The sequence below is a fragment of the Oceanicola granulosus HTCC2516 genome (assembly GCF_000153305.1).
Lineage (GTDB): Bacteria > Pseudomonadota > Alphaproteobacteria > Rhodobacterales > Rhodobacteraceae > Oceanicola > Oceanicola granulosus.
Map to the genome: position 1 here is coordinate 968,990 of NZ_CH724107.1, position 10,998 is coordinate 979,987.

The 10,998-nt window shown below is 69.6% G+C and carries 13 protein-coding genes; 7 read left to right on the plus strand and 6 right to left on the minus strand.

Going from position 1 to position 10,998, the window contains the following annotated elements:
* A partial coding sequence (locus OG2516_RS04540) for a DUF1330 domain-containing protein (RefSeq protein WP_007254445.1) occupies positions 1 to 235 on the minus strand: 235 nt, incomplete at its 3' end.
* A complete protein-coding gene (gene alaS / locus OG2516_RS04545; RefSeq protein ID WP_007254446.1) occupies positions 235 to 2,892 on the minus strand; it encodes an alanine--tRNA ligase in 2,658 nt (885 codons plus the stop codon). The genes alaS and OG2516_RS04540, both read right to left, overlap by 1 nt.
* 154 nt (positions 2,893 to 3,046) lie before the next feature.
* Here alaS and OG2516_RS04550 point away from each other — a divergent pair, with 154 nt between their 5' ends.
* The gene (locus OG2516_RS04550) at positions 3,047 to 3,241 is read left to right on the plus strand and encodes a hypothetical protein (RefSeq protein ID WP_007254447.1); all 195 of its coding nucleotides are present in this window, start codon (positions 3,047 to 3,049) and stop codon (positions 3,239 to 3,241) included.
* A 63-nt stretch (positions 3,242 to 3,304) separates the two neighbouring features.
* On the opposite strand, the gene recA is transcribed toward OG2516_RS04550, so the two are convergent.
* Entirely contained in the window at positions 3,305 to 4,381 is a 1,077-nt protein-coding gene (gene recA / locus OG2516_RS04555) for a recombinase RecA (RefSeq protein ID WP_007254448.1), read from the minus strand.
* A 181-nt stretch (positions 4,382 to 4,562) separates the two neighbouring features.
* On the opposite strand from recA, the gene OG2516_RS04560 reads away from it, so the two are divergent.
* The 3 genes from OG2516_RS04560 to OG2516_RS04570 all read left to right on the plus strand — a co-directional run bounded on the left by OG2516_RS04560 (position 4,563) and on the right by OG2516_RS04570 (position 6,127).
* Positions 4,563 to 5,159 (plus strand): sulfotransferase family 2 domain-containing protein, encoded by a 597-nt coding sequence (locus tag OG2516_RS04560; RefSeq protein ID WP_007254449.1) that lies wholly within the window; start codon positions 4,563 to 4,565, stop codon positions 5,157 to 5,159.
* Positions 5,160 to 5,534: 375 nt separating this feature from the next.
* Positions 5,535 to 5,720: a YqaE/Pmp3 family membrane protein gene (locus tag OG2516_RS04565; RefSeq protein ID WP_007254450.1), complete on the plus strand. Its 186-nt coding sequence runs from the start codon at positions 5,535 to 5,537 to the stop codon at positions 5,718 to 5,720.
* Complete coding sequence (locus OG2516_RS04570; protein ID WP_156799271.1) at positions 5,717 to 6,127, plus strand: DUF4112 domain-containing protein; 411 nt, start codon at positions 5,717 to 5,719, stop codon at positions 6,125 to 6,127. The genes OG2516_RS04565 and OG2516_RS04570 overlap by 4 nt, the downstream gene beginning before the upstream one ends.
* 11 nt (positions 6,128 to 6,138) lie before the next feature.
* Here the strand turns inward: OG2516_RS04570 and ndk are convergent, their stop codons facing one another.
* Both ndk and OG2516_RS18900 read right to left on the minus strand, forming a co-directional pair.
* Entirely contained in the window at positions 6,139 to 6,561 is a 423-nt protein-coding gene (ndk, locus tag OG2516_RS04575; protein ID WP_007254452.1) for a nucleoside-diphosphate kinase, read from the minus strand.
* 101 nt (positions 6,562 to 6,662) lie between these two features.
* On the minus strand, positions 6,663 to 7,073 hold the full coding sequence (locus tag OG2516_RS18900; protein ID WP_007254453.1) for a DUF6636 domain-containing protein: 411 nt from the start codon (positions 7,071 to 7,073) through the stop codon (positions 6,663 to 6,665).
* A gap of 89 nt (positions 7,074 to 7,162) precedes the next feature.
* On the opposite strand from OG2516_RS18900, the gene OG2516_RS04585 reads away from it, so the two are divergent.
* From OG2516_RS04585 to OG2516_RS04595, 3 genes are read left to right on the plus strand one after another with little or no spacing between them, the layout of a single operon-like run.
* Entirely contained in the window at positions 7,163 to 9,007 is a 1,845-nt protein-coding gene (locus OG2516_RS04585; RefSeq protein WP_007254454.1) for an ABC-F family ATP-binding cassette domain-containing protein, read from the plus strand.
* Positions 9,004 to 9,498: a GNAT family N-acetyltransferase gene (locus OG2516_RS04590; RefSeq protein WP_007254455.1), complete on the plus strand. Its 495-nt coding sequence runs from the start codon at positions 9,004 to 9,006 to the stop codon at positions 9,496 to 9,498. The genes OG2516_RS04585 and OG2516_RS04590 overlap by 4 nt, the downstream gene beginning before the upstream one ends.
* Positions 9,495 to 10,112: a MarC family protein gene (locus OG2516_RS04595; RefSeq protein WP_007254456.1), complete on the plus strand. Its 618-nt coding sequence runs from the start codon at positions 9,495 to 9,497 to the stop codon at positions 10,110 to 10,112. The genes OG2516_RS04590 and OG2516_RS04595 overlap by 4 nt, the downstream gene beginning before the upstream one ends.
* A gap of 65 nt (positions 10,113 to 10,177) precedes the next feature.
* Here the strand turns inward: OG2516_RS04595 and OG2516_RS04600 are convergent, their stop codons facing one another.
* Entirely contained in the window at positions 10,178 to 10,927 is a 750-nt protein-coding gene (locus OG2516_RS04600) for a YebC/PmpR family DNA-binding transcriptional regulator (protein ID WP_007254457.1), read from the minus strand.
* Positions 10,928 to 10,998: the final 71 nt, after the last annotated feature.

Genomic DNA, 10,998 nt, shown 5'->3' on the forward strand with positions numbered 1-10,998 from the left:
AGAGCGCCTCCTGGTAGGCGTCGGAATAGTAGCAATCGTGCGCCGCCTGCAGCGACGGGAAGCGCGCGACGACGTTGCGGGGCCGGTCGGGCCCCTCCATCTGCTCGTGCGCCCCGCCCCGGGCGAGGAAGACCCCGCCGTGGGCCGCGATGGCGTCGGTGGCGCGCTTGGCATACTCGCCGTAGGCCGCCTCGTCGGTGACCTTGACGTGCGCGATCCAGAGTGCGGTCGGCATCAGTTCTCCTCCAGTACCTTGCCCGCCGCGGAGATCGCGGCCTCGGCGTTGGCGGCGTCCTTGCCGCCGCCCTGCGCCAGGTCGGGCCGGCCGCCGCCGCCCTTGCCGCCGAGCTCGGCGACGGCGGCGCGCACTAGGTCGACCGCCGAGACGCGCTCGACGAGGTCGGCGGTGACGCCCGCGGCGACGGCGGCCTTGCCGTCGGTGTCGGCGATCAGCAGCACCGCGCCGGTGCCGAGATCGGACTTCATGCCGTCGATCAGCGAGGGCAGGTCCTTGCCCGTGACGCCCGAGAGCACCTGCGCGACGAAGCGCATGCCGTTGATCTCGCGCGCCGCCGGCCCCTCGGCGGGGCCGCCCGACATCGCCAGCTGGCGGCGCAGCTGCGACACCTCGTTGGCCAGCGCCTTGCGCTCGTCCATCAGCGCGCGCACCCGCCCGGCGACCTCGTCGGGGCCGCACTTCAGCAGCGCCTCGACCTCGCCGAGGCTGCGGTCGCGGCGGCGCAGCTCGGCCATCGCGGCCTCGCCGGTCAGCGCCTCGATGCGGCGCACGCCGGCGGCCGAGGCGGCCTCGGTGGTCAGCGCGAACAGGCCGATATCGCCCGTGCGCGCGACATGGGTGCCGCCGCAGAGCTCGATCGAGTAGGTCTTGCCGTCGAGCCCCTTGCCGGTGTCGGCGATGCCCATCGACACGACGCGGACCTCGTCGCCGTACTTCTCGCCGAACAGCGCCTGCGCGCCGAGGGCGCGGGCCTCGTCGGGGGTCATGATGCGCGTGGTGACCGGTGCGTTCTGGCGGATCAGTTCGTTGACCTCGCGCTCGACGGCGGCGATGTCGTCGGCGCCCATCGCCTTGTTGTGACTGAAGTCGAAGCGCAGCCGGTCGGGCGCGTTGAGCGAGCCGCGCTGCGCGACGTGATCGCCGAGCACGTTGCGCAGCGCCTCGTTGAGCAGGTGTGTCGCGGAGTGGTTGGCCCGGATCGCGCCGCGCCGCGCGTGGTCGACCTCGAGCCGCGCGCCCTCGCCCGCGGCGATCTCGCCCGCCGTGACGCGCGCGAAGTGGACGTAGACCCCCGCGATCTTGCGGCAGTCGGTGATCTCGGCGGTGCCGGTCTCGGTGGTCAGGGTGCCGGCATCGCCGACCTGGCCGCCGGCCTCGGCGTAGAAGGGCGTCTGGTTGAGCACGATCTGCACCTGCGCGCCCGCCCCGGCCCGCTCCACCGGCGCGCCGTCGCGCACCAGCGCGAGGACCTGGCCCTCGGCGGTCTCAGTGTCGTAGCCGAGGAAGTCGGTGGTGCCGTGCTCATCGGCGATGTCGAACCAGACGGTCTGGTCGGCCGCCTCGCCCGAGCCCGACCACGCGGCGCGGGCCTTGCGCTTCTGCTCTTCCATGGAAGCGTTGAAGCCTGGCAGGTCGACGGAGATGCCGCGCTCGCGCAGGGCGTCCTCGGTGAGGTCGAGCGGGAAGCCGTAGGTGTCGTAGAGCTTGAAGGCCGTCTCGCCGGGCAGGTTCTTGCCCGTCTCGAGCCGCGCGACCTCGTCGTCGAGCAGCTTCAGGCCGCGGTCGAGCGTGTTGCGGAAGCGGACCTCCTCCGTCTCGAGCGTGTCCTCGATCATCGCCTGCTGCTCGCGCAGCTCGGGATAGGCCGCGCCCATCTGCTGGACGAGCGCGGGCACCAGCCGGTGCATCAGCGGGTCGGACGCGCCGAGCAGGTGCGCGTGGCGCATCGCGCGGCGCATGATCCGGCGCAGCACGTAGCCGCGCCCCTCGTTGGAGGGCAGCACGCCCTCGGCAATCAGGAACGACGTCGAGCGCAGGTGGTCGGCGATGACCCGGTGGTGGGTCAGGTGCGCCTCGTCGGTGGAGGTATTGGAGGCGTGGGCGGAGGCGTCGATGATGGCGCGGAAGAGGTCGGTCTCGAAGACGTTGTTCGTCCCCTGCAGCAGCGACGAGATGCGCTCGAGCCCCATGCCGGTGTCGATCGACTGCGCGGCCAGCTCGCGGCGGGTGCCGTCCTCGAACTGCTCGAACTGCATGAAGACGAGGTTCCAGATCTCGATGAACCGGTCGCCGTCTTCCTCGGGCGAGCCGGGCGGGCCGCCCCAGAACTTCTCGCCGTGGTCGAAGAAGATCTCCGACGAGGGGCCGCAGGGGCCGGTCGGGCCCATCATCCAGAAGTTGTCGTCGGTCGCGATGCGGATGATGCGCTCGTCGGGCAGGCCGGCGACCTTCCTCCAGAGCTCGGCGGCCTCGTCGTCGTCGTGGTAGACCGTGACCAGCAGCCGCTCGGCCGGGATGTCGAGCTCCTTCGTCACCATCTCCCAGGCGAAGGGGATGGCGTCGGCCTTGAAGTAGTCGCCGAAGGAGAAGTTGCCGAGCATCTCGAAGAAGGTGAGGTGGCGGGCGGTGTAGCCGACATTGTCGAGGTCGTTGTGCTTGCCCCCGGCGCGGACGCACTTCTGCGCGGTCGTCGCGCGCTGGTAGTCGCGCGTCTCGACGCCGGTGAAGAGGTTCTTGAACTGCACCATCCCGGAATTCGTGAACATCAGGGTCGGGTCGTTCCTCGGCACGAGCGGCGAGGAATCGACGACTTCGTGCCCCTGGCGGCGGAAGTAGTCGAGGAAGGTGGAGCGGATGTCGGCGAGGCTGGTCATCTGGCGGTCCGTCTTGTGCTGACGAGCGGTGTAGCGGCGGGCCGCGGGGCTGTCCACAGGGGCTGGCGGCGGCGCGACCGTCGCGGCGGCGAGAACGGCGGGAACCAACGGCGCGGCGGGCGGTTACGCCTCTGCCCTGCCCCGGTCCACGCTCATGCGCCTTCGCCCCCTCGTCTTCGCCCTCGCGGCCGCCGTCGCCCTGCCGGCGGTGAGCTTCGTTGTGCCCGCGCGCACGGCGGTGGCGACGGCCGCGCCCGCCGCGGCGCCGGCGCTGGCGGCGGAGCATCTGGGCCTCGGCAACCTCGCCGGCAGCGTCGAGCGGCTCGACGCGGTGATCGCCGGGCCCTGACACGACAACGCCCCGAACCGCCGGATGCGGAACGGGGCGCTGCTGCTGGAAGAACGTGGGGCGTTACGGTTCGACGAGATCGTCGCTGTTGTCGTCGCCCATCAGGTCGAAGTCGAGCCCGTGGGCGGCGCGGATCTTGTCCTCGATGGCGAGCGCGATCTGGGTGTTCTCACGCAGGAACTGTTTGGCGTTCTCGCGGCCCTGCCCGATCCGCTCGTCGCCGTAGGAGAACCACGAGCCGGACTTGTCCACCACGCCGGCCTTGACGCCGAGGTCGAGCAGCTCGCCGGTCTTGGAGATCCCCTCGCCGTACATGATGTCGAACTCGACCTGCTTGAACGGCGGCGCGACCTTGTTCTTGACCACCTTCACCCGGGTCTGATTGCCCACCACCTCGTCGCGGTCCTTGATCGCGCCGATGCGGCGAATGTCGAGGCGCACCGAGGAGTAGAACTTGAGCGCGTTGCCGCCCGTGGTGGTCTCGGGGCTGCCGAACATCACGCCGATCTTCATCCGGATCTGGTTGATGAAGATCACCATGCAGTTGGAGCGGCTGATCGAACCGGTGAGCTTGCGCATCGCCTGGGACATCAGCCGGGCATGGACGCCGACGGAGCTGTCGCCCATGTCGCCCTCGAGCTCGCTCTTGGGGGTCAGCGCGGCGACCGAATCGACGACGACGAGGCTGACCGCGCCCGAGCGCACCAGCGTGTCGGTGATCTCGAGCGCCTGCTCGCCGGTGTCGGGCTGCGAGATCAGCAACTCGTCGAGGTTGACGCCGAGCTTCTTGGCGTATTGCGGATCGAGCGCGTGCTCGGCGTCGACGAAGGCGCAGACGCCGCCCTTCTTCTGCTCCTCGGCGACGCAATGCAGCGTCAACGTGGTCTTGCCCGAGGATTCGGGGCCGTAGATCTCGATGATCCGGCCCTTGGGCAGGCCGCCGATGCCGAGCGCGATGTCGAGGCCTAGCGAGCCGGTCGAGGTGGCCTCGATGTCGTTGAGCTTGTTGTCGCCGCCGAGCTTCATGATCGAGCCCTTGCCGAACTGCCGCTCGATCTGTGCCAGCGCGGAATCCAGCGCCTTCTGCTTGTCCGCCTGGCTCTTGTCGTTCTTCATGGTCAGAAGGTCCGCCGTTGCCATGTTTGGCTCCTTATCACACACGGCCCGAGGGCCGGCAATCGCTGCTTCGTTCGCCTCTTGTTCTCCCACCTTTTGAGACCAAAAAGAGAACATTGCAAGTTAAATTCCTCCCGCCCGAGGTTTCGCACAGGCCGGTAAAGGGCTAGTTAACGGCGATGTGAAGACGTGGGGACGGTGTGCGATGCTGGTGTTCTGGAAGGAAAGACTTGTCTTTCTCGCGGTCCCCAAGACGGGCACCACCGCGCTGGAGGGCGCGCTCGCGCCGCGCGCCTCGATGGTGCTGCGCGATCCGCCCGAGCTGAAGCACTCCGCCGTCTACCGCTACCGCCGCTGGCTGGAGCCGTTCTTCGAGAAGGCGGGCAAGCAGCAGATGGAGACCATCGCCGTGGTGCGCGAGCCGGTCGACTGGCTCAAGAGCTGGTACAAGTACCGCCACCGCGACGACCTCGCCGGGCACCCGAACTCGACGCAGGGGATGAGCTTCGACGCCTTCGTCGAGGATTACTGCCGGGGCGACCAGCCCGCCTATGCCAAGGTCGGCAGCCAGGCGAAGTTCCTGCTCGACAAGGACGGCAGCCTCGGCGTCGATTACCTGTTCCAGTACGAGCGCCAGGACCAGCTCGCCGCCTTCCTCGCCGACCGCCTCGGCGTGACGCTGGAGACGCGGCGGCTGAACGTGTCGCCGCCGATGGCGCTGGAGCTGTCGGAGCCGGTCGCCGCCAAGCTGCGCCGCAAGCGCGCGGACGAGTTCCGCGTCTGGGAGATGGGGGCGCACTAGGCATCGATGGCGGAACGCCGCCTAGGACCGTTCGCGGGCGCTGGACAGTGCCACAATTCCGCCGCATTTGCGCCCGGTGAGCGACACGATCCCGTGGCAGCCTGGAGAGACGGTCCACCAAGAGACCGATCCGGCCGGGGAGTGTTCGCAACCGAAAGGCGACGCCATGGCGACAGGCACCCACAGCACCACCCCTCCCGCACCCAAGCCGGTGCCGAAGGACGCGAAAGACACACCACAGGCCCCGATCTTCAGGGACTTCGCCAGCATCTGAGGGCGAAGGCGGGCGGCCTCGAGCGGCTCGCGGCGCGGTGTGCGGACAGGAACCTGGCAGCAGGCTCCGGGTTGAGGCGGTGAACCTCACGGAGTCTGATCATGGACCTCATCCGCATTCTCGTCGCCATCCTGCTGCCGCCGCTGGGCGTGTTCCTGCAGGAGGGCATCCGCAAGCACTTCTGGATCAATATCCTGCTCACGATCCTGGGCTACATTCCCGGCATCGTCCACGCCGTCTACATCATCGCCCGCGACAACCCGCGCGACCGGATCTCGGCGCGATGAAACCGGCCCGTCCCGCCCCTGCCCCGGCCTTGGCCGAGCACGAGCGCGAACTGCAACGGCTCGAGCGGCTGGCAAACCAGATGGACGCGCTGTTCCGCATCCCCGGCACCGGCATCCGGGTGGGCGCCGACTCGATCATCGGCCTCGTGCCGGGCATCGGTGACAGCCTGGCGCTCGCACCGGCCGGGTGGATCGTGTGGAAGGCCCGCGACCTGGGCGCGCCGAACGGGATGCTGGTGAAGATGGGCTTCAACGTCGCCGTCGACACGGTGATCGGCGCGATCCCCCTCATCGGCGACATCTTCGACGTCGGCTGGAAGGGCAACCTGCGCAACGTCCGCCTGCTGCGCGAGCATCTCGAGGCGGAGGGGAAGGCGACGCCCGCGGCTCGCGCGGACGCCGCCTGAAGCGGGCGGCCTCAGCCGACGAGCTCGAGGCCCGAGAAGAAGAACGAGATCTCTTCCTTCGCCGTCTCCGGCGCATCGGAGCCGTGCACGGAATTCTCGCCGACCGACTCGGCGAACTCGGCGCGGATCGTGCCGGGCGCGGCGTCGGCGGGGTTGGTCGCGCCCATGACTTCGCGGTTCTTGGCGATCGCGCCCTCACCCTCGAGCACCTGCACGACGACCGGACCGGACGCCATGAACTCGGTGAGCTCACCGAAGAACGGGCGCTCCTTGTGGACGGCGTAGAACTCGCCGGCCTGCTCCTGGGTCAGCTTGATGCGCTTCTGCGCGACGATGCGCAGGCCGGCATCCTCGAACTTGGCGTTGATCTTGCCGGTCAGGTTGCGCTTGGTCGCGTCGGGTTTGATGATCGAAAGCGTGCGTTCGGTCGCCATGTGTTCATGCCTCTTTAGCTGCCGCGGAAGCGGATGCTTCCGATTCCGCGGCTGCCCTAGCATGGCCCGGGCGGCGGGAAAAGCCGCTCGGGGAGGCGCTCTCAGTAGGCCAGCTGCACGGCCCGGCTGAGGAGGATGCCGCCCTGCTCGCCGGTGTTGCCCTGGCTGTGGTCCTCGCAGAGCATCCCCGTCTCCATCGACACGCAGGCGATCCCGGCGAGGACCCGGCCGTCACCGTATTCCAGCACCGGCGCGTCGGGGGTGATGGCGGTGTCGCCGACGCACAGCACCTCGCCCCGCCCGCCGGGGGCGATGCCGAAGGCCATGCCGTAGTCGAGGTCGCAATTCCCCGGATCGGTGAAGTTGGGGGTGTAGTCGATGATGTCGCAGCGGGTGCCGTAGCTCTCCGTCATGAAGCAGTGGATGTTGCCCGACGGGGACTGGAAGGAGATGATCTCCTCCGCCCAGGCCGGACCGCCGGCGAGGGCGGCGCAAAGGACGAGATAACGCATTGATGGAACTCCAGAATGGTATGTTGACGCCACTCTAGAAGCGTCGGGGGGCCATTGACAATAATTCCCTGCCACCCCATCCCGCGTCCATGCTGAGGATCGAGAACATCTCCTACTCGGTCGAGGGCCGGCCCCTGATCGAGCACGCGTCGGCCACCGTTCCGACGGGCCACAAGGTCGGTCTCGTCGGGCGCAACGGCACCGGCAAGACCACCCTCTTCCGGCTGATCCGGGGCGAGCTGACGCTCGAGACCGGCGAGATCCGGGTGCCCCGCGGGGCGCGCATCGGGGGGGTCAGCCAGGAGGTGCCGGGCAACGAGGTGTCGCTGATCGACACGGTGATGGCCGCCGACACCGAGCGCGCCGCGCTGATGGCCGAGGAGACGGACGACCCGACCCGGATCGCCGACATCCAGACCCGCCTCGCCGACATCGACGCCTGGTCCGCCGAGGCGCGCGCGGCGTCGATCCTGAAGGGGCTGGGCTTCGACGACGCCGAGCAGCGGATGCCGTGCTCGGCCTTCTCGGGCGGCTGGCGGATGCGCGTCGCGCTCGCCGCGGTGCTGTTCTCCGAGCCCGACCTCTTGCTGCTCGACGAGCCGACCAACTATCTCGACCTCGAGGGCGCGCTGTGGCTCGAGAGCTACCTCGCGAAGTACCCCCACACGGTGCTGATCGTCTCCCACGACCGCGGCCTCTTGAACCGCGCCGTCGGCGGCATCCTCCACCTCGAGGACCGCAAGCTCACCTACTACGCGACCCCGTACGACAAGTTCGCCGAGGTCCGCGCCGCGCGCCTCGCCGCCGCCGAGAGCGAGAACGCCAAGGCGAAGGCGCGCATCGCCCACCTGCAGAGCTTCGTCGACCGCTTCCGCTACAAGGCCAGCAAGGCGGTGCAGGCGCAGTCGCGGCTCAAGATGATCGAGCGGATCAAGCTGATCTCGACGCCCCAGGAGGCCGCCCTGCGCGCCTTCTCCTTCCCCGAGCCCGAAGAGCTGAGCCCGCCGATCATCACGATGGAGGGCGCATCGGTCGGCTACGACGGCGAGCCGGTGCTCTCCAAGCTCGACCTGCGCATCGACCAGGACGACCGGATCGCGCTGCTCGGGCGCAACGGCGAGGGCAAGTCGACCCTGTCGAAGCTGATCGCCGACAAGCTCGCGCCGCTGTCGGGCAAGATCAGCCGCACCAACAAGCTGCGCGTCGGCTTCTTCGCCCAGCACCAGCTCGAGGAGCTGCACGCCGACGAGACGCCGCTCGAGCATGTCCGCCGGCTGCGCCCCGACGAGAGCCCGGCGCGGCTGCGCGCGCGGCTCGCGGGCTTCGGCCTCACCGCCGACCAGGCCGACATCACCGCCGCCCGGCTGTCGGGCGGCCAGAAGGCGCGGCTGTCGCTGCTGCTCGCCACCATCGACGCGCCGCACCTCCTGATCCTCGACGAGCCGACCAACCACCTCGACATCGAGAGCCGCGAGGCGCTGGTCGAGGCGCTGACCGCCTACAGCGGCGCGGTCGTGCTGGTCAGCCACGACATGCACCTGCTGTCGATGGTGGCCGACCGGCTGTGGCTGGTGAAGAACGGCCGGGTGACGCCCTACGAGGAGGACCTGGAGGCCTACCGCCGGATGCTGCTCGGCTCCGACAGCCCCAAGACGCCCAAGGCCGACAAGCCCAAGCCGAAGCGGCCGGGCCGCGACGAGCTGCTGGCGCTGCGGGCCGAGGCGCGCAAGTGCGAGGAGCGGGTCAACAAGATCAACGAGATGCGCGACAAGCTGGCGGCGAAGCTGGCCGATCCGGAGCTCTACGAGGATGGCCGGGTGGGCGAGCTCGAGACGTGGAACCGCAAGTACGCCGAGGTGATGGACGGGCTGGCGCGGGCGGAGGCGATGTGGATGGCCGCGCTCGAGAAGCTGGAGGCGGCGGAGGCGGCATGAGCGTCATCGTCACCGAGGCCGGCGCGGCCGACTGGCCGGCGCTCTGGGAGATCGTCCGCCCGGTGCTGCGCGCGGGCGACACCTACACGATCGACCCCGACCTCGACGAGCCCGCCGCCCGCACCTTCTGGACCGGCCCGCCGTCGGAGCGGGTGACCTGCGCGCGCGTCGACAACACGCTGCTCGGCACCGCGCACATGGGCCCCAACCGCGACGGGCCGGGCGCGCACATCGCCAACGCCAGCTACATGGTCGCCCCCGCGGCTCGCGGGAAGGGCGTCGGGCGCGCGCTCGTGGTCGACTCCATCGCGTGGGCGCGGGCGGCGGGCTACCGGGGGCTGCAGTTCAACGCGGTCGCCGAGAGCAACCGCGGCGCGGTGAAGCTCTACCGCGACCTCGGCTTCGCCATCCTCGGCACCGTGCCCGGCGGCTTCGCCCATCCGCGCGAGGGTTTCGTCGGACTGCACATCATGTACCTTGAGCTGGCATGACCGACCTGCCCGCCCTCGCCTCCGCCTTCGCGGCGATGTTCGTCATCATCGACCCGATCGGCCTGACACCGCTGTTCGTGGCGCTGACCCAGGGCATGCCCGACCGCCAGCGCCGCGCAATCGCGGTGCGCGCGACGCTGGTCGCGGTGGCGGTGCTGCTGGCCTTCGCGGTGTTCGGCGAGGCGCTGCTCGGGTTCGTCGGCATCTCGATGGCGGCTTTCCGCATCGCCGGGGGCGTGCTGCTGTTCCTCACCGCGCTCGACATGCTGTTCCAGCGCCGCCAGGCCCGCCGCGAGGACACCGCCGACGACCCGACCGAGGACCCGTCCGTCTTCCCGCTCGCGATCCCGCTGCTCGCCGGGCCGGGCGCGATCGCGACGATCATCCTGCTGACCGGCCAGTCCGAGAGCGTCGCCGGCTTCGCCGCGGTGCTCGGCGTGATGGTCGCGGTGCTGACGATCGTGTTCCTGTTCTTCCTCGCCGCCGGACCGATCGAGCGGGCGCTCGGCAAGACCGGCGTCAACGTGGTGACGCGGCTGCTGGGAATGCTGCTCGCGGCGCTGTCGGTGCAGTTCATCCTCGACGGGCTGCGCGAGGTGGCGCTGCCGCTCTGAGCGGCGCGACGGCGACCGCGCCGGTCGCCGTGCATATTTTCGGCCAGATGAAGAGGGCGCGCGCGTCAGGCGGCGGCGTAGGCGTCCATGACCTCGTCGGAGGCCTCGAAGTTGGTGGTGACGGACTGGATGTCGTCGTCGTCCTCGAGCGCGTCGACCAGCTTCATCAGCTTCTGCAGCCCCTCGAGATCGAGCTCCGCCGTCGTCGTCGGGCGCCAGACGAGCTTGGTGCTCTCCGACTCCCCGAGCTGCGCCTCGAGCGCGTTCGACACCTCGGCGAGGTCGGTGTCGGCGCACCAGATCACGTGCTCCTTCTCGCCGCTCTCGACATCCTCGGCACCGGCCTCGATGGCGGCCATCATGATGTCGTCGGCGTCGCCCGCCGCGGCCGGGTAGACCACCTGCCCCTTGCGCTCGAACATGAAGCCGACGGAGCCGGTCTCGCCGAGGTTGCCGCCGTTCTTGCCGAAGGTGGAGCGCACGGTGGAGGCGGTGCGGTTGCGGTTGTCGGTCATCGCCTCGACGATCACCGCGACGCCGCCGGGACCGTAGCCCTCGTAGCGGATCTCCTCGTAGTTCTCGGCGTCACCGCCGACGGCCTTCTTGATGGCGCGGTCGATCACGTCCTTGGGGACGGAGTTCGACTTGGCCTCCTTCACCGCCAGGCGCAGGCGCGGGTTCTTGTCGGGGTCCGGGTCGCCCATCTTGGCGGCGACGGTGATCTCCTTGGCGAGCTTGGAGAAGAGCTTGGAGCGGGCGGCGTCCTGCCGCCCCTTGCGGTGCTGGATGTTCGCCCACTTGGAATGGCCGGCCATGGTGTCGTCCTCGTGTCTGATCGGGCTGCTGCATAGCGCAGGGGGGCCGGGCGCTGCAATGGCGTTGCGGG